20 protein-coding genes and 1 pseudogene are annotated in these 18,276 nt (G+C 70.5%); 12 read left to right on the top strand and 9 right to left on the bottom strand.

Going from position 1 to position 18,276, the window contains the following annotated elements:
* Window positions 1-17: 17 nt before the first annotated feature.
* Together AQJ46_RS05155 and AQJ46_RS05150 are read right to left on the bottom strand one after the other, a co-directional pair.
* The gene (locus tag AQJ46_RS05155; RefSeq protein ID WP_057612182.1) at window positions 18-431 is read right to left on the bottom strand and encodes a VOC family protein; all 414 of its coding nucleotides are present in this window, start codon (window positions 429-431) and stop codon (window positions 18-20) included.
* A 9-nt stretch (window positions 432-440) separates the two neighbouring features.
* Window positions 441-836, bottom strand: coding sequence for a helix-turn-helix transcriptional regulator (locus tag AQJ46_RS05150; protein ID WP_057612181.1), 396 nt, complete (start codon window positions 834-836; stop codon window positions 441-443).
* Between the two features lie 103 nt (window positions 837-939).
* Between AQJ46_RS05150 and AQJ46_RS05145 the strand changes: the two genes are divergently transcribed.
* The 5 genes from AQJ46_RS05145 to AQJ46_RS05125 all read left to right on the top strand — a co-directional run bounded on the left by AQJ46_RS05145 (window position 940) and on the right by AQJ46_RS05125 (window position 5,946).
* Window positions 940-2,094 carry an inorganic phosphate transporter gene (locus AQJ46_RS05145; RefSeq protein ID WP_059204489.1) on the top strand — a complete coding sequence of 385 codons (1,155 nt, stop codon included), beginning with the start codon at window positions 940-942 and terminating at the stop codon, window positions 2,092-2,094.
* A 20-nt stretch (window positions 2,095-2,114) separates the two neighbouring features.
* Window positions 2,115-2,351, top strand: a complete 237-nt coding sequence (locus tag AQJ46_RS05140) for a hypothetical protein (RefSeq protein ID WP_057612179.1) — start codon at window positions 2,115-2,117, stop codon at window positions 2,349-2,351.
* 27 nt (window positions 2,352-2,378) lie between these two features.
* Complete coding sequence (gene ppk2, locus AQJ46_RS05135) at window positions 2,379-3,251, top strand: polyphosphate kinase 2 (RefSeq protein WP_057612178.1); 873 nt, start codon at window positions 2,379-2,381, stop codon at window positions 3,249-3,251.
* A 149-nt stretch (window positions 3,252-3,400) separates the two neighbouring features.
* Entirely contained in the window at window positions 3,401-5,146 is a 1,746-nt protein-coding gene (locus tag AQJ46_RS05130) for a histidinol-phosphate aminotransferase family protein (protein WP_059204488.1), read from the top strand.
* Entirely contained in the window at window positions 5,143-5,946 is an 804-nt protein-coding gene (locus tag AQJ46_RS05125; protein ID WP_208616900.1) for a phosphatidate cytidylyltransferase, read from the top strand. Before AQJ46_RS05130 ends, AQJ46_RS05125 begins: the two co-directional genes overlap by 4 nt.
* Window positions 5,947-6,017: 71 nt before the next feature.
* Here the strand turns inward: AQJ46_RS05125 and sodN are convergent, their stop codons facing one another.
* Complete coding sequence (gene sodN / locus AQJ46_RS05120; RefSeq protein ID WP_020136639.1) at window positions 6,018-6,413, bottom strand: superoxide dismutase, Ni; 396 nt, start codon at window positions 6,411-6,413, stop codon at window positions 6,018-6,020.
* Window positions 6,414-6,558: 145 nt separating this feature from the next.
* Here sodN and sodX point away from each other — a divergent pair, with 145 nt between their 5' ends.
* A complete protein-coding gene (gene sodX, locus AQJ46_RS05115; RefSeq protein WP_057612176.1) occupies window positions 6,559-6,996 on the top strand; it encodes a nickel-type superoxide dismutase maturation protease in 438 nt (145 codons plus the stop codon).
* Here the strand turns inward: sodX and AQJ46_RS05110 are convergent.
* A complete protein-coding gene (locus tag AQJ46_RS05110; protein ID WP_059204487.1) occupies window positions 6,900-7,529 on the bottom strand; it encodes a CGNR zinc finger domain-containing protein in 630 nt (209 codons plus the stop codon). The genes sodX and AQJ46_RS05110 overlap by 97 nt on opposite strands.
* A 99-nt stretch (window positions 7,530-7,628) precedes the next feature.
* Between AQJ46_RS05110 and AQJ46_RS05105 the strand changes: the two genes are divergently transcribed.
* Window positions 7,629-8,387 (top strand): class I SAM-dependent methyltransferase, encoded by a 759-nt coding sequence (locus AQJ46_RS05105; RefSeq protein WP_059204486.1) that lies wholly within the window; start codon window positions 7,629-7,631, stop codon window positions 8,385-8,387.
* 58 nt (window positions 8,388-8,445) lie between these two features.
* Here AQJ46_RS05105 and AQJ46_RS05100 read toward each other — a convergent pair whose 3' ends face one another.
* The 3 genes from AQJ46_RS05100 to AQJ46_RS05090 are packed head-to-tail and all read right to left on the bottom strand — an operon-like array spanning window position 8,446 to window position 11,140.
* Entirely contained in the window at window positions 8,446-9,207 is a 762-nt protein-coding gene (locus AQJ46_RS05100) for an amino acid ABC transporter ATP-binding protein (RefSeq protein ID WP_059204485.1), read from the bottom strand.
* Between the two features lies 1 nt (window position 9,208).
* On the bottom strand, window positions 9,209-10,147 hold the full coding sequence (locus AQJ46_RS05095; protein ID WP_059204484.1) for an amino acid ABC transporter permease: 939 nt from the start codon (window positions 10,145-10,147) through the stop codon (window positions 9,209-9,211).
* Between the two features lie 30 nt (window positions 10,148-10,177).
* A complete protein-coding gene (locus tag AQJ46_RS05090; protein ID WP_059205102.1) occupies window positions 10,178-11,140 on the bottom strand; it encodes an ABC transporter substrate-binding protein in 963 nt (320 codons plus the stop codon).
* A gap of 646 nt (window positions 11,141-11,786) precedes the next feature.
* On the opposite strand from AQJ46_RS05090, the gene AQJ46_RS05085 reads away from it, so the two are divergent.
* From AQJ46_RS05085 to AQJ46_RS05070, 4 genes are all read left to right on the top strand, one after another.
* Window positions 11,787-13,010 carry an NAD(P)-dependent malic enzyme gene (locus AQJ46_RS05085; RefSeq protein ID WP_059204483.1) on the top strand — a complete coding sequence of 408 codons (1,224 nt, stop codon included), beginning with the start codon at window positions 11,787-11,789 and terminating at the stop codon, window positions 13,008-13,010.
* A 686-nt stretch (window positions 13,011-13,696) separates the two neighbouring features.
* Window positions 13,697-14,662 (top strand): zinc-binding dehydrogenase, encoded by a 966-nt coding sequence (locus AQJ46_RS05080; RefSeq protein ID WP_059204482.1) that lies wholly within the window; start codon window positions 13,697-13,699, stop codon window positions 14,660-14,662.
* 106 nt (window positions 14,663-14,768) lie between these two features.
* Window positions 14,769-14,978, top strand: coding sequence for a helix-turn-helix domain-containing protein (locus AQJ46_RS05075; RefSeq protein WP_059204481.1), 210 nt, complete (start codon window positions 14,769-14,771; stop codon window positions 14,976-14,978).
* The gene (locus tag AQJ46_RS05070) at window positions 14,978-15,541 is read left to right on the top strand and encodes a Clp protease N-terminal domain-containing protein (protein ID WP_059204480.1); all 564 of its coding nucleotides are present in this window, start codon (window positions 14,978-14,980) and stop codon (window positions 15,539-15,541) included. Before AQJ46_RS05075 ends, AQJ46_RS05070 begins: the two co-directional genes overlap by 1 nt.
* 45 nt (window positions 15,542-15,586) lie before the next feature.
* Here the strand turns inward: AQJ46_RS05070 and AQJ46_RS05065 are convergent, their stop codons facing one another.
* Window positions 15,587-16,663 (bottom strand): PadR family transcriptional regulator, encoded by a 1,077-nt coding sequence (locus AQJ46_RS05065; RefSeq protein WP_059204479.1) that lies wholly within the window; start codon window positions 16,661-16,663, stop codon window positions 15,587-15,589.
* 1 nt (window position 16,664) lies between these two features.
* Window positions 16,665-17,717: a DUF4097 family beta strand repeat-containing protein gene (locus tag AQJ46_RS05060; RefSeq protein ID WP_059205101.1), complete on the bottom strand. Its 1,053-nt coding sequence runs from the start codon at window positions 17,715-17,717 to the stop codon at window positions 16,665-16,667.
* Window positions 17,718-17,786: 69 nt separating this feature from the next.
* On the opposite strand from AQJ46_RS05060, the pseudogene AQJ46_RS59435 reads away from it, so the two are divergent.
* Window positions 17,787-18,203 (top strand): annotated as a pseudogene (locus AQJ46_RS59435) (hypothetical protein); the annotation flags it as partial.
* Window positions 18,204-18,276: the final 73 nt, after the last annotated feature.

Here is an 18,276-nt window from a genome sequence, read left to right as displayed (position 1 = left end):
CCGTGATCGTAGGCGCCCTACTTCGGCGCTTCCATGAACCGCAGCATGTTCCCCGCCGGATCCCTGAAAGCGCAGTCCCGCACCCCGTACGGCATGTCGGTGGGCTCCTGGATCACCTCCGCTCCCGATTCCCGCACCCGGGCGAACAACGCGTCGCAGTCGGACGTGGTGAAGTTGACCCCTCTCAGCAGCCCCTTGGCCAGCAACCGGGCCATGGCCTCCTTGTCCGCGGGGGAGGCGTCGGGATCGGCGGCGGGCGGCTCCAGGACGATGTCCACGTCCGGCTGGAGCGGCGAGCCGACCGTCACCCAGCGCATGCCCTCGTACCCGACGTCACCGCGCACCTCCATGCCCAGGACGTCCCGGTAGAACGCGATCGCCTTGTCGTGGTCGTCCACGGCGATGAAGCAGTTCTTGAGTCTGATGTCCATGGCTTCACGTTAGGCCCGTCGGGGCCGGGTGTGCCTGCGGACCACGCACGGAGGGATGTCCGCGATCTCCTCGTGGGAGCGGGCGCGGTAGGCGCTCGGCGTCTCGCCGACCAGTTCCGTGAAGCGTGAGCTGAAGGACCCGAGAGACGTACACCCCACGGCCATGCAGACCTCGGTGACGGACAGGTCGCCGCGCCGCAGCAGCGCCTTCGCGCGCTCGATGCGCCGGGTCATGAGATAGCCGTACGGCGTCTCACCGAACTCGGCGCGGAAACTGCGCTGGAAGTGACCCGGTGACATCAGCGCGGTGCGGGCGAGCGCCGTCACGTCGAGCGGCTCGGTGTACTCGCGGTCCATCCGGTCCCGCGCCTGTCGCAGCCGCACCAGGTCCTCGATGCTCACCATCACGCCAGCATCGCACGACGCTCACGAGCTGGGCGCGTGGACCTGGAACGGGCTTTGCCTCGCGTTCGCCTGCCGTACGGAAGCGCTTGCTCCCATGAGAGGCATGGACCACATCACGTTCCTCGTGGCGGTCGTCATCGTCACGGCACTGGCTTTCGACTTCACCAACGGATTCCACGACACGGCCAACGCGATGGCGACGTCCATCGCGACCGGCGCACTGAAACCCCGGACCGCCGTCCTCGTGAGCGGCGTCCTGAACGTCGTCGGCGCCTTCCTGTCGACCGAGGTCGCCAAGACGATCTCCGGCGGCATCGTGGACGACGCCCTGGTGTCACCGGGGATGATCTTCGCGGGGCTGGTCGGAGCGATTCTGTGGAACCTGCTGACCTGGCTGGTCGGCCTGCCCTCGAGTTCCTCGCACGCGCTCTTCGGCGGACTCGTCGGAGCGGTCTGGGTCGGCGCGGGCTCCCACGGCGTCCACTTCGACAAGGTGGTCGAGAAGATCCTGATCCCCGCGGTGGCCTCACCGGTCGTGGCGGGTGTGGCGGCGCTCATCGCCACCTACCTCGCCTACAAGCTCACCACGCGCGCCCGCAAGGACTCGGTGACCAAGGGGTTCCGGCTCGGCCAGATCGCCTCCGCGTCCCTCGTCTCCCTCGCGCACGGCACCAACGACGCCCAGAAGACCATGGGCGTCATCACGCTGACCCTGATCTCCGCGGGCGCGCTCGGCCACGACGCCGGGCCACCGGTCTGGGTCATCGCCTCCGCCGGTCTCGCGATCGGCCTCGGCACCTACCTCGGCGGCTGGCGGATCATCCGCACCATGGGCAAGGGCCTCACCGAGATCCAGTCCCCGCAGGGCTTCGCCGCGGAGACCGCGTCCACCACGGTCATCCTGACCTCCGCCCACCTCGGCTTCGCCCTGTCGACCACCCAGGTCGCCTCGGGCAGCATCCTCGGCGCGGGCCTCGGCCGGAGGCTGGCGGAGGTCCGCTGGGGCGTCGCCGGGCGCATGGTCGCGGCCTGGCTGATCACCCTGCCGGCGGCCGCGCTGGTCGGCGGCGTCTCCGCGAGCGCCGTGAAGCACGGCGGGAACTTCGGCACGGTCGTCGTCGCGCTGGTCGGTGCCGCCGTCGCCGCGGGCATCGTGCTGCTCTCGCGCCGTAACCCGGTCGGCGCGCACAACGTCAACGACGCCCACGAGGTCACCCTCCGCACCGAGCCGCCGGCCCGCGTCGGTACGGCCGCCTGAACCCCGCAGGAGTACCTGTCATGAGCATCGACTGGACCGCACTCGGCCAGGTCACCGCGGTGAGCGTGGGCGTCACCGTCGCCGTGGTCGTCGTCTTCGCCCTCGGTGTCCTGGGCCTCGCCCGCTTCGAGGGGGCGAGGGAGGATGGCGGTGGTGGCACCTCCACACTCGGCATCGCCCAGGCCGGCCTGTGCTTCCTCGCCTGCGCGGCGGTGGTGGCGTACGGCATCTATCTGATCGTGCCGCAGTTCCACTGATCCACCGAGACGAGAGGGGGAGCAACGATGACGCCCCTGCTGACCGACCTGAAGGTCGACTACACCGACCCCGACGATCCCGTCCTCATCCGCCCGGACGGCAGCCCGATCGACACCTGGCGGGAGAACTACCCCTACGCGCACCGCATGGAGCGCAAGGAGTACGACTGGCACAAGCGGCTCCAGCAGATCGAACTGCTGAAGCTGCAGAGCTGGATCAAGGAGACCGGGCGCCGGCTCGTCATCGTCTTCGAGGGGCGGGACGCGGCCGGCAAGGGCGGCACCATCAAGCGCTTCACGGAGCACCTGAACCCCCGTGGCGCGCGAGTGGTGGCGCTGGAGAAGCCCACCGAGCGCGAGCGCGGGCAGTGGTACTTCCAGCGGTACGTCGAACATCTGCCGACCGCGGGCGAGATCGTGCTGTTCGACCGGTCCTGGTACAACCGGGCCGGGGTGGAGCGGGTCATGGACTTCTGCACGGACGACGAGTACCGGCGCTTCATGCGGCAGGCCCCGCTGTTCGAGCGGATGCTCGTCGACGACGGCGTGGACCTGCTGAAGTTCTGGTTCTCGGTCAGCCAGGGCGAGCAGCGCACCCGCTTCACCATCCGCCAGATCGACCCCGTACGGCAGTGGAAGCTCAGCCCCATGGACCTCGCGTCCCTGGACCGCTGGGACGACTACACCGCCGCCAAGGTCGCCATGTTCCGTGAGACGGACACCCAGTTCGCGCCCTGGACGGTGGTCAAGAGCAACGACAAGAAGCGGGCCCGTGTCGAGGCCATGCGCAGTGTGCTGGCCCGCTTCGACTACTCCGACAAGGACGACGAGGTGGTCGGTACGCCGGACCCGCGGATAGTGGGGGCGGCGGCGGGCCTGCTGGAGGCGGGCGAGGCCTAGGAGACGTGGGGAGAGCGGGCCGGGCGCGGGAGCACACAGGGCGCGATCGCGCCTGAGTACACATACTCAGGCCGGTTGCGGCGCTCGGCTCTGGCAGGGGCGACGCGGGTTTTCCATGATGCAATCCACCCGCGTCGAAAGAGGTGCTCATGGTTCGGGACCTGCAGCTGCGCACAGCCACATCCGAGGATCTCGACTGGATCCACGAACTGCGTCATCGGGTCTACGCACAGGAGTTGGGCCAGCACGCGCCGGATCCGGCCGGGCGGTTGCGCGACGGTCTCGACGGGGACAACGTCTACCTCGTCGCGGCGCGCGGAACGGCCCGCATCGGCTTCGTCAGCCTCACTCCGCCCTGGCTTGGGCGGTTCGGGCTGGACAAGTACCTGACCCGCGACGAACTGCCGGCGCTGGCCGGCCACGACGTGTTCGAGGTACGCATCCTCACCGTCGAGCCGCGCTGGCGCACGACCTCCGCGGCGCCCCTGCTGATGTACGCGGCGCTGCGCTGGATCGCCTCCCGGGGCGGCCGTCGGGTGGTGGCGATGGGGCGTACGGAAGTCCTCGACCTGTACCGGGCCGTCGGTCTGCGCCAGGTCGGTCGTACCGTCCGCAGCGGGGCGGTGACGTTCGAAGTCCTGGCCGGCGAGGTGCCCGAGCTGACGAGGCGGGCGAGGGAGCGGTACGGCAGCGCGCTGGAGCGGTTGCGGTCCGTGGTGGACTGGCGGCTCGACATGCCGTTCGCGCCCCGGCCGGACGGCTGCGAGCACGGCGGTGCCTCGTTCACCGCCGTCGGCACGGACTTCCGCACCCTGCACCGGCGGCACGACATCGTCATGGCCGATGTGCTGGACGCCTGGTTCCCGCCGGCCCCCGGAGTGCGGGCGGCCCTCGCGGACGACCCGGACTGGACCGCCCGTACCTCGCCGCCGTCCGGCGCCGAGGGCCTGTCGGCGGAGATCGCCGCTGCCCGTCAACTGCCGCAGGACGCGCTGGCGGTGGGCGCCGGTTCGTCCGACCTGATCTTCCGGGCGTTCGGCCGCCGGCTGACCCCGCAGAGCCGGGTGCTGCTGACCGACCCGTGCTACGGCGAGTACGCCCACGTCACGGAGCGGGTGATCGGATGCCGGGTGGACCGGTTCCCGCTGCACCGTGAGGACGGCTGGCGGATCGATCCGGACCGGCTGTCCGCCGCCGTCCGCTCCGGCCGCTACGACCTCGTGGTGGTGGTCAACCCGAACAACCCGACCGGGCGGCACGCGGCGGCGTCCGGGCTGCGCGCAGTGATCGCGGCCGCGCCGGACCGCACGCACTGGTGGATCGACGAGGCGTACCTGGGCTACGTCGGCCTCCACGAGTCACTCGCAGGCCTCGCCGCGACGGACCCGCGGGTGACCGTGTGCACCTCGCTGTCGAAGATGTACGCGCTGTCCGGCATGCGGGCCGCGTACGCGGTGGCCGAACCGGCCACGGCGGAGGAACTGCGCCGCTGGACCCCGCCCTGGCCGGTCAGTCTGCCGGCGCAGATGGCCGCCGTGGCGGCGCTGCGCGATCCGGAGTACTACCGAGAGCGCTGGCACGCCACGCATGCCCTGCGCCGGCGACTCGCGGCGGATCTGGCCGGATCGGCGCAGGACGTGACGGTCGAGGAGTCCGTGGCGAACTTCCTCTCGGTCACGCTGCCGCCGGGCGGACCGAGTGCCGCGCAACTGGTGCACGAGTGCCGCCGCCACGGTGTGTATCTGCGCGACCTGTCGCCGTTGTCGCCGCGGTACGAGGGGCGCACCGTGCGCATCGCGGTCCGGGACACCGCCGAGAACGCGCGCATCGTGGCGGCGTGCCGGGCTGCCCTGGACGTGCTGCGGCCGATGCCCGCCACGGCAGCCGCTCGGTGATCACCGTGGCCTCGCTGGCGCCCTGGCTAGGTGGGGCGCTGGCCCTGGGCGGTGTCGCGGTGGCGGCCTCCAGGCGCCGCGAGCTGATCGTCCGGTGGTGCGCCTGGGCGGTCGCAGTGCCGTTGGTCACCGGGGCGTTCTGGTGGGGCGAGCCGGGTACGGCGGCCGTCGCCGTCGTGGTCGGGGTGATCGCGGTGCTGGAGTTCGGCGGGCTGATGCTGCTGGGCCCGGTGGACCGTGCGGTGCTGGCCGCGGCGCTGGCGGGTGTGGTGCTGACCACCTGGCTGGCGCCCGGAGAGGTACTTCGGGCACTGGCGGTCGGGGCGCTCACGGTGGCCGCGGTGCCGTTGGTGACCGGCGACGCCGACCAGGGGCTGCGGCGGCTCGGCGCCGGACTGCTCGGGCTGGCCTGGCTGAGTGCGCTGGCCGCGCTGGTGCCCCTCGGGGCCGACGCGCTGGCGTTGTTCGTGGCGGTCTCGGTCGCCGACATCACGGCGTACTTCGCCGGACGACGGCTCGGTGGGCCACGGTTGTCGCTGCTGTCACCGGCCAAGCGGTGGAGCGGGACCCTGGCCGGGGCCGCGGCCGGACTCGGTGTGCTGACCGTGCTGTCCGCGCTGAGCTGGCCGATGGCGGTCGCGGTGGCGGTCGGCGGGCCGGCCGGGGACCTGCTGGAATCCATGATCAAGAGGGGTGCGCAGGTCAAGGACGCCGGCCACTGGCTGCCCGGCTCCGGCGGCCTGCTGGACCGGATCGACTCGCTGCTCGTCGCACTGGCCGTGCTGCTCGTCCTGAGCTGACGTCCTACGCGGAAGGGGCTCGGCCGGTATCAGCCGGCCGAGCCCCTTCCACGCGTGCGCCGACCCGGGGGTCAGGCCTTCTTGGTCTCCCAGAAGATCTTGTCGATCTGGGCGATGTAGTCCAGAGCCTTCTGACCGGTGGCCGGGTCGGTCGACGCCTTGGCGGCCGAGAGGGCCTTGAGGGTGTCGTTGACCAGCTGGTGCAGCTCCGGGTACTTCTCGAAGTGCGGGGGCTTGAAGTAGTCGCTCCAGAGCACCGAGACGTGGTGCTTCGCGAGCTCGGCGCGCTGCTCCTTGATGACGGTGGCGCGAGCCTGGAAGTGCGGGTCGTCGTTGGCGGCCATCTTCTCCTGCACGGCCTTCACCGACTCCGCCTCGATGCGGGCCTGGGCCGGGTCGTACACACCGCAGGGCAGGTCGCAGTGTGCGCTGACCTTGACCTTGGGGGCAAACAGGCGGGAAAGCATGGAGCATTCCTTCCTCGTGATCGTCTTCTCAGGTGCGACATTACTCCCTGAGAGAGGCGAATTCGCGGGTGCCCCCATGGGCTTAGGACAAAAGTCCGGGGTCAGACTGAGACTGGTGGATGAACGTACCGGGGAGGTGCCGGGGATGCCGGAGCTGTCGCAGGAGACCGAGCGGGAGAGGTCGTTGCTGCCCTTCGTGGGGGTGGCCGAGGTGACCGGGCCGTCGATGGTGCCCACGCTCCAGCACGGTGACCAGCTCGTCGTGCACTGGGGGGCCAGGGTCGGACCCGGTGACATCGTGGTGCTGCGGCATCCGTTCCAGCAGGACCTGCTCGTCGTCAAGCGGGCCGTCGAGCGGCGCGAGGGCGGCTGGTGGGTGCTCGGGGACAACGCGTTCGCGGGTGGCGACAGCACGGACTACGGCGTCGTCCCGGAGGAACTCGTGCTGGGGAAGGCCCGACTGCGTTACCGGCCGCTCAAGCCGGGTCAGCGCTCGCCGCTGGCCGCCGTGCGCTGGGCGCTGTCCGCCGTGCGGCCCGTCTTCCCCGACCGGTCGGCCTCCAGGCGTTTGCGGGCCCGGTAGGCGGCCACGTTGGCGCGGGTGGCGCAGCGGTCGGAGCAGTAGCGCCGGGAGCGGTTGGTCGAGGTGTCGAGGTAGGCGTTGCGGCACGGGGAGGCCTCGCACAGGCCCAGCCGGTCCACGCCGTACTCGGTGAGGTGGAACGCCAGGCCCATCGCCGCGATCGCCGCGTACCCGGCGGTGGCGTTGGACGGGTGGTCCGCCAGGTGCATGTGCCACAGCGGGCGGCCGTCGTCGTCGCGGAAGTCGTGCCCGGAGATCTGCGGGCTCACCGGGAACTCCAGCAGGAGCGAGTTGAGCAGGTCCACCGCGAGCGTCTCGTCGCCCTGGTCCGCCGCCTCGAAGACCGACCGCAGCCGGGCCCGGACCGAACGGAACCGAGTGACGTCGGCGTCGGTGGCGCGGCGGGCGCCCGTGCCGTAACCGCCGAACAGATCGCGGACGGCCTCCACCGAGGTCAGGGTGTCCTTGCCGCGGGCCGGGTCCTCGCTGTTGACCAGACGTACGGCGTAGTCCGAGTAATAGGCCAGTTCCACTTGTAGTCCTTACGGAGGCGTTCTATCGTCGTGGCACGGTCGGGTAACAGCTGATCGTGCTTCCAGGGTATTACGACAGCGAGCGGACAGGGGGCTCCCATGGCGACGGGTGTCGGCACCGACTGGCAGGCCTGGCAGGAGAGCTGGGACCGGCAGCAGGAGTGGTACATGCCGGACCGCGAGGAGCGGTTCCGGGTGATGCTCGACATGGTCGAGGCCCTCGTCGGGCCCCGGCCGCGCATCCTCGACCTCGCGTGCGGCACGGGAAGTATCACGGCGAGACTGCTCGCCCGGTTCCCGGAGGCGACCAGCACCGGCGTGGACCTCGACCCGGCGCTCCTCGCCATCGCCGAGGGCACGTTCGCGGACGACGAGCGGGTCACCCTCAGGACGGCCGACCTCAAGGACCCCGACTGGCCCGCGAAGCTGCCGTACGACACGTACGACGCCGTCCTGACCGCCACGGCCCTGCACTGGCTGCACAGCGAACCCCTCGCGGCCCTCTACGGCCGGATCGCGGAACTCGTCCGCGACGGCGGTGTCTTCATGAACGCGGACCACATGATCGACGAGACCACGCCCCGGATCAACGCGGCCGAACGCGCGCAGCGTCACCGGCACATGGATCAGGCCAAGCAGGACGGCGCCCTCGACTGGGCCGCATGGTGGCAGGTCGCTGCCGAGGACCCCGTCCTCGCCGGGCCGACGGCGCGCCGCTTCGAGATCTACGGCGAGCACGCCGACGGGGACATGCCGTCCGCCGCGTGGCACGCACGCGTGCTGCGCGAGAAGGGCTTCGGGGAGGCCCGGCCGGTGTGGTGCTCGCCGTCGGACACGCTGCTGCTCGCGCTCAAGTAGGGGCCATGCGAAAGGGGCGGTACGGGAATCCCGTACCGCCCCTTTCGGCGTCGTACCGCTAGAGCACCTTCGACAGGAACGCCTGCGTGCGCTCGTGCTGAGGGTTCGTCAGGACCTCGCGGGGGTCGCCGGACTCCACCACCACGCCGCCGTCCATGAAGACCAGGCTGTCGCCGACCTCGCGGGCGAAGCCCATCTCGTGGGTGACGACGACCATCGTCATGCCGGACTCGGCGAGGTCGCGCATGACGTCGAGGACGTCACCGACCAGCTCCGGGTCGAGCGCCGAGGTGGGCTCGTCGAAGAGCATCAGCTTCGGGTCCATCGCGAGCGCCCGGGCGATCGCCACGCGCTGCTGCTGGCCGCCGGAGAGCTGGGCGGGGTAGCTGTCCGCCTTGTCGGCCAGGCCCACCTTCTCCAGGAGCTCCCGCGCGCGTTCCCGGGCCTGGCTCCGGCCCATGCCCTTGACCTGGACCGGTGCCTCCATGACGTTGTCGAGGGCCGTCATGTGCGGGAACAGGTTGAACCGCTGGAACACCATGCCGATGTCCCGGCGCTGCAGCGCGACCTCGCTGTCCTTGAGCTCGTACAGCTTGTCACCCTTCTGGCGGTACCCGACCAGCTCGCCGTCGACGTAGAGCCGGCCGGCGTTGACCTTCTCCAGGTGGTTGATGCAGCGCAGGAAGGTCGACTTGCCCGAACCCGAAGGGCCGATGAGGCAGAAGACCTCGCCCCGCTTCACTTCCAGGTCGATGCCCTTGAGGACCTCCACCAGGCCGAAGGACTTGTGGACGCTCTCAGCCCTCACCATGGCGGTCATGTCACACGCCCCTTTCGCGACTGAAGGCCATCAGGTTGACCCTGATCTTCTGCCACGGCGTCGGCGGCAGGCTCCGGGACGAACCGCGGGCGAAACGGCGCTCCAGGTAGTACTGGAAGACGCTGAACACGCTGGTCATGACCAGGTACCAGATGGAGGCCACGAACAGCATCTCCATGACGGCGTACGACGTCGAGCCGATCGTCGAGGTGGCGCGCAGCAGTTCGTTGTAGGTCACCGCGTACACCAGCGACGAGGTCTTCAGCATGTTGATGAACTCGTTGCCCGTCGGCGGCACGATCACCCGCATCGCCTGCGGGATCACGATCCGGCGCAGCGTCCTGCCGTGGCTCATGCCGAGCGCGTGCGCGGCCTCCGTCTGGCCCTCGTCGACGGCCAGCAGGCCGGCGCGGCAGATCTCCGCCATGTACGCGGCCTCGTTCAGGCCGAGTCCCAGCAGGGCGCACATGAACGGGGTCATCACGTCCGTCATCTCGTCCTTGTAGATCGGACCGAGATTCAGCATCGGGAAGATCAGCGCCAGGTTGAACCACAGCAGCAGCTGGACGTAGACCGGGGTCCCGCGGAAGAACCAGATGTAGAACCAGGCCACCCAGCTCGTCACCGGGTTCTTGGAGAGCCGCATCACGGCCAGCACGACGCCGAGGACCACGCCCACGATCATCGCGAGGACGCTGATCAGCAGGGTGCGGCCGGCACCCGCGAGGACCGTGGAGTCGAACAGCTTGTCGCCGACCGCGCTCCACTGGATCTTCTCGGCGGTGGCGAACGCGTTGACCAGCAGGGCCACCAGCGCCAGCACGATGACCGCGCTGACGTAGCGGCCGTAGTGGCGGACCGGGATGGCCTTGATGGTCTCCGGTGCGAGGGAGGCCCGCGGCGGTGTGTCCGCGGGCTCCTTGTCGATCTTGTCAGTCACCGTGACTGCCCTTCAGTGGTGCGGGGTCCGTCACTTGCCGCCATTGACGACGGACTTGTCGATGGCACCGGTCTGGGCGCCCCACTTGTCCAGGACCTTCTTGTACGTGCCGTCCTCGATGATGGCGTTCACGGCCGCCTCCAGGGCGCTCGTGAGCTCCTTGTTGTCCTTGTTCACGGCGATGCCGAACGGGCCGGCGTCGACCTGCTCGCCGACGACCTCGAAGGCGTTGCCGCCATCGGCCTTGCGGGCGAGGTCGACGGCGACCGGGTAGTCGTTGACGCCCGCGACCGCGCCGCCCGACTTCACCCGGGTCTGGGCCTCGGTGTCGTTGTCGAACGACTCGATCGTCATCTTCTTCTTGCCGGCCTCGGTGCACGCCTTGGACTGCTTCTGCAGGGCCTGCTCGTAGGTCGTGCCGCGCTGCACGGCGACCTTCTGACCGCAGAGGTCCTCGATCGAGCCGATCTTCTTCGGGTTGCCCTTCTGGACGTAGATGGCGGTGCCGGCCGTGAAGTAGTCGACGAAGTCGACGCCGGGGCCGAGCTTCTTGCCGTCCTCGTCCAGGCCCTCCTGGCGCGCCTTGGTGTCCGTGATGGAGGACATGGCGACGTCGTAGCGCCCGGAGTTCAGGGAGCTGATCAGGCCGTCGAAGGAGCCCGAGGTGAACTGGAACTCCACGCCCAGCTGCTTGCCGAGCGCGGCCGCGATGTCGGGGTCGACGCCGACGATCTTGCCGCCCTCCTGGTACTCCATGGGGGCGTACTCGGCGTTGGTGCCGACCTTGATGACGCCGGCCTTCTGGATCTTCGCGGGCAGCTTGTCGAACAGCGGGGCCTTGCTGGACGACGCGGATTCCTTGGTGCTGCTGCCGCCGCTGTCCGTCTGGTCACCGCAACCGGTGAGAATCAGGGCGCCTGCGACCGCGATCGCACCTACCGCGGCTGTCCTGGTGCGCGCGACGGTCGTACGACGGGTGGAGCTTGCGGTCATGGTGGGTTCCTCCGGCGGATGGGTGGAGTTGCCGATGGGCGGGGCGGCTGCCGAGTGGTTCGGCAGCACTGCCTTCATTCCTCGGGTCGACGAGAGCACACGCCTTCGAGTGTCGCGACCTCGTGTGATGACGGCATCTTGCCATTCGGACTGGACCATTCTGGGGGCCGGTCATGTCAAAATCGGATAACGGGTGACCCCCGAACCGCACCATGTCCGTACATCACGACCGGACCATCTGCGGGAATCTGGCATTCCGGCCGGAAGATCTTCGGTCCGGGTCGCGGAGCGGATGACCGCGACCGGGCGGGGCCGCGGTGGGTTGAGCGGCGGTTCGGTGATCGTCAAGGGCCTGCTGATGGTTTGTCCGGATGGCCCTCCATGATTCATGTCACCGGCCTCGGATGATCGATGATCGATTTACGTTCCGGCATGTGACCTTGGACGTATTGGACTCGTCCCCGACGCCGGTCGTCCGGTAAGAAGGTTCTTTACACCCCTCATCCGGGGCTCAGGGCGCGTGTGCGGCGCGCCCGTCGTGTACCGGCCCGTACGCATCAGTGAACAGGGCCGTACGCGGTGCCCGCCCACTTCTCAACCAGGAGTGGCCACCCTCAAACCATGAAGACCTAAGGGGTAAGACAAAGTGGCAGCGGAGATCGTCAATCCTCGCAGCGACAGCGATACGGGACAGGACGGAGGGGCGGAGCCCCTCGATTCCTTCGACCCCGCGTTCGCGCTGCACCGCGGCGGCAAAATGGCTGTGCAGGCCACCGTGCCGGTCCGTGACAAGGACGACCTGTCCCTCGCGTACACGCCCGGCGTGGCGAAGGTGTGCAGCGCCATCGCCGAGCAGCCGGACCTCGTCCACGACTACACGTGGAAGTCATCGGTCGTCGCCGTCGTGACCGACGGTACGGCCGTGCTGGGGCTCGGTGACATCGGGCCCGAGGCCTCCCTCCCGGTCATGGAGGGCAAGGCGATCCTGTTCAAGCAGTTCGGCGGCGTGGACGCGGTTCCGCTCGCGCTGGCCTGCACGGACGTCGACGAGATCATCGAGACGGTGGTCCGTCTCGCGCCGTCCTTCGGCGGCGTGAACCTCGAGGACATCTCGGCCCCCCGGTGCTTCGAGATCGAGCGGCGGCTCCAGGAGCGGCTCGACATTCCCGTGTTCCACGACGACCAGCACGGGACCGCGGTCGTGACGCTGGCGGCACTGCGGAACGCCGCGCGGCTGAGCGGGCGGTCGATCGGGGATCTTCGTGCGGTGATCTCCGGTGCGGGTGCGGCGGGCGTGGCCATCGCCAAGATGCTCGTCGAGGCGGGCATCGGGGACGTCGCCGTCGCCGACCGCAAGGGTCTCGTGTCCGCCGAACGGGACGACCTCACGTCCGTGAAGCGGGAGCTGGCCGGGTTCACGAACAAGGCGGGGCTGTCGGGGTCGCTGGAGGACGCGCTCGCTGGTGCGGACGTCTTCATCGGCGTGTCCGGCGGTACGGTCGCGGAGTCGGCGGTCGCCTCCATGGCGGAGGGGGCCTTCGTGTTCGCGATGGCCAACCCGGACCCCGAGGTGCACCCGGATGTCGCGCACAAGTACGCGGCCGTGGTGGCCACCGGGCGGTCCGACTTCCCGAACCAGATCAACAACGTGCTGGCGTTTCCGGGGATCTTCGCGGGGGCGCTGCAGGTGCGTGCCTCGCGGATCACGGAGGGCATGAAGATCGCGGCGGCGGAGGCGTTGGCCGCGGTCGTCGGGGACGATCTGGCGGCGGACTACGTGATCCCGTCCCCGTTCGACGAGCGGGTGGCTCCGGCGGTTACGGCGGCGGTTGCCGCGGCGGCTCGGGCCGAGGGTGTTGCTCGCCGCTGAGTTCTGTTGCGTGTGGGGGTGGCCCTGTCCGGGTGTGGTTTCCGGGCGGGGCCATTTCTTTGCTTTCGGGTGCGGCTGATCGGGTGAGGGTGGGGTTGTCGGGTGGCTGCGGGCCGGTGGGGGGCGGGCGTTGTGCGCAGTTCCCCGCGCCCCTGAGTGCCTGCGGCGGCCTGTTTCGGCTTCGGTGGGGGTGCGTGTAGCGCGTGCGGGTGTGTTGTGGGTCGGGGCCGGGGTGGGGGGGGGTGTCCGTCCTCGGTCCGGCGGTTGCTGGTGCTTCAGCGGTTGCTCGGTATCGGACGCCGGCCGCTGCGGGCGGACACCCCCCACCCCCCACCCCCTCCCCTTGTCGCCGTACGCGGCCAACGGCCCGTCGTGGCGCGCGAGGTGGCGGACGGTCCGTCGTGGTGTGCGGGGTGGGGGTCGGTCCGTCGTGGCGCAGGGGAGCGCAACGCCCCAGGGGCGCGGGGAACTGCGCGACCAGCCCCTACCGGCCCGCAGCCGCGCAAGGGCCCGGTGCGGCACCCTCATAGGCGCCCGGCCCAAGCGCAGCGCACGCGGCCCGCGGGCAGCTGCGCGACCAGCCCCCGCTCACCCGACAACCCCATAGCCGCACCCGACCGCAAGAGGGCATGTGTCACAGCGCGCCCCGGTTCCCCCGTACCGCCGGCGGACCTATCGTCAAGGTCATGTTCGCTGTCTACGCCGCCCGAATCGACCGCGACAACCCGCTCTCGGGGCTGGAGTTGGGGGAGCGCCCGGCCCCCGAATCCCGCCCGGGTTGGAGCGTCGTCGACGTCAAGGCCGCTTCCCTCAATCACCATGACCTCTGGTCCCTGCGCGGCGTAGGCCTCGCGGAGGACAAGCTGCCGATGATCCTCGGCTGTGACGCCGCCGGTGTCGACGAGGACGGCAACGAGGTCGTCCTGCACTCCGTCATCGGTCAGAGCGGGCACGGCATCGGCCCCAAGGAGCCGCGTTCCATCCTCACCGAGCGTTATCAGGGGACGTTCGCCGAGAAGGTCGCCGTGCCGACCTGGAACGTCCTCCCCAAGCCGAAGGAGCTGTCCTTCGCGGAGGCCGCCTGTCTGCCCACGGCGTGGCTGACGGCGTACCGGATGCTGTTCACGAATGCCGGGGTCCGGCCCGGAGACTCCGTGCTGGTGCAGGGCGCGGGCGGTGGTGTCGCCACGGCCGCGATCGTGCTGGGGAAGGCCGCGGGGTTGCGGGTCTTCGCCACCAGCCGGGACGAGGCCAAGCGGAAGCGTGCGGTGGAACTCGGGGCCGTGGAGGCGCTGGAGCCGGGGGCGCGGCTGCCGCAGCGGGTGGACGCCGTCATCGAGACCGTGGGCGCGGCCACCTGGTCGCACTCCGTGAAGTCGCTCAAGCCCGGCGGCACGGTGGTCATCTCCGGTGCCACGAGCGGCGACCGCCCCTCGCACGCCGAACTGACCCGGATCTTCTTCCTGGAGCTCAAGGTCGTGGGGTCGACCATGGGGACCAAGGACGAGCTGGAGGACCTGCTCGCGTTCTGCGCGGCCACGGGTGTGCGGCCCGTGATCGACGAGGTGCTCCCGATGGACCGTGCGCGTGAGGGCTTCCAACGGGTGGAGTCCGGTGAGCAGTTCGGGAAGGTCGTGCTCACGAACGGCTGATTTCACCTTCCGTTCTTCCTGTCGGCGGCCGGCCCCTTCGAGGGCCGGCCGCCGATGTATGTCAACTGTGGTTGACGGGACGGTCATGTCAACGTAGGTTGACATCATGACCGAAGCAACGGATCTCGCCGCGCGCGCCGGCGATCGCGATCCCCGCGTGGGGCTGCGTGCCGTCGCCGCGCTGCGCAGGCTGCTGGAGCAGCTGGAGTCGGTGCAGGTGCGCAGTGCGCGCAATCAGGGCTGGTCGTGGCAGGAGATCGCCGCGGAACTCGGAGTGAGCAGGCAGGCCGTGCACAAGAAGTACGGGAGGCATTGATGTTCGAGCGGTTCACGAAGGACGCCCGGGCGGTGGTCATGGGTGCGGTCGAACATGCCGAGGGGGCTGGGACGGGTTCCGTGGACGCCGAGCATCTGCTGCTGGCGCTGCTGGACCGGGAGGCCAGTCGGGCCTCCTTCGCCCTGGCCGCTCTCGGGCTGGCTGAGCGTGGGGACGCCGTACGGGAGGCGCTGGGTGAGGCGCGACGGCGGGCCGGGCTGTCCCAGGCGGACGCCGAGGCGCTGGCCGGGCTCGGGATCGACGTCTCGGAGATCGTCGCCCGGGTCGAGGAGGTGCACGGGGTCGGGGCGATGGCCGGCGACCGGAAGGACAAGGGGTGGTGGTCCGGGCGGCGCTCCTTCGGGCGGGGCGCCAAGGAGATCCTGGAGAAGGCGCTTCGTATCGCCGTGGCCCGGCGGGACCGCCATGTCGGCGACGAGCACATCCTGCTGGCCCTGACCGTCAGGCCGGGAGTGCCCGGGGAGGTCCTCGCCGACCACGGGGTGACCTACGAGTCGGTCGTGCGTGTCCTCTACGGCGGAGGAGAGGCGAAGGCCGGCTGAGGTCCGCGAGGGCGCCGACGTCGGTGACGGCGGCGCCCGTCCGGCTCACGCCTTCGGCGCTCGCAGCAGTGCCCCGATGTGGGCCGCCGCCGTCGACAGATGGCGGCGGGCGTCGCGCAGCTGGTCGGCCGTGATGCCGTGATCGCGGGCCGCGTCGCGGATGTCGTCGCGGAAGCGGTCGAGCAGGCGGTCCAGGTCGCGGGCCGGGTCACCGGTGGAGTCCTCGTGGGCCCAGGAAGGTTCGTACTCGGCGGGGAAGTCCTCCGGGGTGTGCGAGTACTGGGGGCCGGGTGGCGTTCCCTCGGCCTTCTCGGACTTCGCGCCGCCCCGGCCGAAGCCGAAGTCCTTCCCGAACTCCTTGCCGTAGTCCTTCCCGAACTCGCCGAACTCCTTGGCCAGTTCGGTCAGTCCCTCGCGCACCCCCGTCGGCCAGTCGCCGCGCGCGAAGTGGTCCTGCACCCGCTCCTGTACACGCTTGGCGATGCGCTGCACCTCCTCCTGCGCCTGCTCCCGCGCCCGGTCCTGGGCCTCCTTGGCCTGACGGCGGGCCCGCTGGGCCTCCTCGCGGGCGCGGCGGCTCTCGTCCTTGGCGCGCCGGGCCTGTTCCTTCCACTCCTGCTTGACGCGGCGCATCTCCTCCTTGGCGGTGCGCCACGCCTCCTTGTCGGCGTACTCCGCGAAGTCCCCGAAGGGGCCCTCGTGTTCGCCGGTGCCTTCCTTGGCGCCACCGCCCCGGCGGGCCTGGGTCGCGGCAGCCCGCATCTCGCGCCGCAGATCACCCGCCGCGCCGCGCACATCGGCCCGGATCTCGGCGGCGAGCTCGGCGACCGAGTCGCGGATCTCCAGCTCCAGGTCGGCCAGTTCACCACTGCGGTCGGCCAGCTCGGCGCGGCCCGCGTCCGTGATGGAGTACACCTTGCGGCCGCCCTCGGTGGTGTGGGTGACCAGGCCCTCCGCCTCCAGCTTGGACAGCCGGGGGTAGACGGTGCCCGCCGAGGGGGCGTACAGGCCCTGGAAACGCTCCTCCAGAAGCCGGATCACCTCGTAACCGTGGCGCGGGGCCTCGTCCAGCAGCTTCAACAGGTAGAGACGGAGGCGGCCGTGGGCGAAGACGGGAGGCATGTCAGAGCACCTTCTTGTCGGTCGTGCCGTCGGCCGGGGCGCGGGACGGGTCGTCCGTCGGGTCGTCCGTCCGTTCGTCCGTGGGATCGTGGGCGTCCGTGAGGTCGGGGTCGTCGGCCGGGCCGGAAAGGGAATTGTCCCCCGAGGCGCCGCCCTCGCCGTCCACCGGGCCGGCGGCGCCGGCCGGTCCGGCGCCCGTGGGACCGTCCTTCACGAAAGGATCCGTCTCCCACGGCTCCTCCTCGTCCTCCCGGGGCGGGCGGCGCAGGAGGGCGATGGAGCCGGAGACGGTGGTCGCGCGGAGCTTGCCGGTCCCGGCGCCGAGGCGGCCGGTGACCTTGTGGGCGCCCCACTGGCCGTGCACGCGCAGGCCGTCGAAGGCGTTGGAGATCGTCCCGCTCGCGGTGTTGGCCTCCACCTCCGCGTCCGCGGGCTGGGGGAGCCGGATGGCGATCTCACCCGAGACGCTGGTCAGCCGGACCTCGGTGGGGCCCTCCGGATCGAGGTCCACGATCATCGAGCCGCTGACGGAGTCGGCCCGCACGGAGGGGCCGGAGCCCTCCACGACGGTGAGATCCCCGGAGACCGAGTTGAAGCGCAGGTCACCGGTGACGGCCTGCGCCTCCAGGTTCCCGGAGACGGTGTCGGCGCGGACGGGTCCGGAGAGGCCGACGAGGGTCGTGTCGCCGTTGACCCCCTTCACCACCGACGGGCCGCGCACCCCCGACACGACGGCGGCGGCGCTGACCACACCCACCTCGACGCGGGTGTCGGCCGGCACGGCCAGCGAGACGACGGCGCTGCGCCGCCAGCCCTTGCGGTCGAGCCACTTGAGGAAGCCCTTCCAGGGCAGGTCCTCGTAGGCGACCGTGAGGGTGCCGCCCTCCTGGGTGACGACCAGAGGCGGTCCCTCGATCTCGGACACCTCCAGGCGTGCGGAACCTTCGTCCGTGCCCACCACGTTCACCGTTCCGTTGACGATGCGCACGTGGAGTTCGCGTACGGGCTCGTCGAAGGTGAGCTTCCTGGGCTCCGTGACGGACCACTCGGGCATGGTGCAGACCTCCCCGTAGCAACGCGCCATATCGCGTCTCCTGCAATTCACGATATATCGTGGGGAGTGAAAGTCAAGACACTCTGGGTCACCGCCCTGGCCGTCGACGCTCCCTGGCTCGTTCTCGCCCTGTGGCGGGACCGACCGCGGCGGCTACCCATCGCGTCCGGCTTCCGCCGCCCTGTGGGCCACGTCTGGCTCGCCGGCGGCACTCCGGCGGGCGGAGGGCAAGGCCATGCGCACCTTCGCGGCCCGTCTGGCCCTCGCACCGACACGCATGGGCCTGGGCCTCCCTGCCGGCCCCGCTCCCGGCGAACCGACCGACTGCCTCCGCGCGGTGGCCCGGGACCAGCCGGAGGAAGTGGTCGCGGGAGCCGCCTCACCCCGTGGCTCCCCTGGTCCGGCGACCCGAAGGCCCCGCCCCTGGCCCAGCCGGCGGCAGGTCTCCCGCTGGCCGCCTGGGCCCTGCGCTACCTCAGCGGCGGCCGCGGCTCACGTTGGGAGCGCTGCGGCCGGCCCACGGGGCGCTCGGGCTGTCGTACGACCTGACGCACCTCCG

The organism is Streptomyces canus (assembly GCF_001514145.1).
Classification (GTDB): domain Bacteria; phylum Actinomycetota; class Actinomycetes; order Streptomycetales; family Streptomycetaceae; genus Streptomyces; species Streptomyces canus.
Note: the sequence above shows the minus strand (reverse complement) of the source record. Positions and strands in the feature narration are given on the sequence as shown.

Coding starts and splice junctions, on each gene's coding strand:
- AQJ46_RS05155 (WP_057612182.1), bottom strand. CDS start 431: ATGGACATCAGACTCAAGAACTGCTTCATCGCCGTGGACGACCACGAC.
- AQJ46_RS05150 (WP_057612181.1), bottom strand. CDS start 836: ATGGTGAGCATCGAGGACCTGGTGCGGCTGCGACAGGCGCGGGACCGG.
- AQJ46_RS05145 (WP_059204489.1), top strand. CDS start 940: ATGGACCACATCACGTTCCTCGTGGCGGTCGTCATCGTCACGGCACTG.
- AQJ46_RS05140 (WP_057612179.1), top strand. CDS start 2,115: ATGAGCATCGACTGGACCGCACTCGGCCAGGTCACCGCGGTGAGCGTG.
- ppk2 (WP_057612178.1), top strand. CDS start 2,379: ATGACGCCCCTGCTGACCGACCTGAAGGTCGACTACACCGACCCCGAC.
- AQJ46_RS05130 (WP_059204488.1), top strand. CDS start 3,401: ATGGTTCGGGACCTGCAGCTGCGCACAGCCACATCCGAGGATCTCGAC.
- sodN (WP_020136639.1), bottom strand. CDS start 6,413: ATGCTTTCCCGCCTGTTTGCCCCCAAGGTCAAGGTCAGCGCACACTGC.
- sodX (WP_057612176.1), top strand. CDS start 6,559: ATGCCGGAGCTGTCGCAGGAGACCGAGCGGGAGAGGTCGTTGCTGCCC.
- AQJ46_RS05105 (WP_059204486.1), top strand. CDS start 7,629: ATGGCGACGGGTGTCGGCACCGACTGGCAGGCCTGGCAGGAGAGCTGG.
- AQJ46_RS05100 (WP_059204485.1), bottom strand. CDS start 9,207: ATGACCGCCATGGTGAGGGCTGAGAGCGTCCACAAGTCCTTCGGCCTG.
- AQJ46_RS05090 (WP_059205102.1), bottom strand. CDS start 11,140: ATGACCGCAAGCTCCACCCGTCGTACGACCGTCGCGCGCACCAGGACA.
- AQJ46_RS05080 (WP_059204482.1), top strand. CDS start 13,697: ATGTTCGCTGTCTACGCCGCCCGAATCGACCGCGACAACCCGCTCTCG.
- AQJ46_RS05075 (WP_059204481.1), top strand. CDS start 14,769: ATGACCGAAGCAACGGATCTCGCCGCGCGCGCCGGCGATCGCGATCCC.
- AQJ46_RS05070 (WP_059204480.1), top strand. CDS start 14,978: ATGTTCGAGCGGTTCACGAAGGACGCCCGGGCGGTGGTCATGGGTGCG.
- AQJ46_RS05065 (WP_059204479.1), bottom strand. CDS start 16,663: ATGCCTCCCGTCTTCGCCCACGGCCGCCTCCGTCTCTACCTGTTGAAG.
- AQJ46_RS05060 (WP_059205101.1), bottom strand. CDS start 17,717: ATGCCCGAGTGGTCCGTCACGGAGCCCAGGAAGCTCACCTTCGACGAG.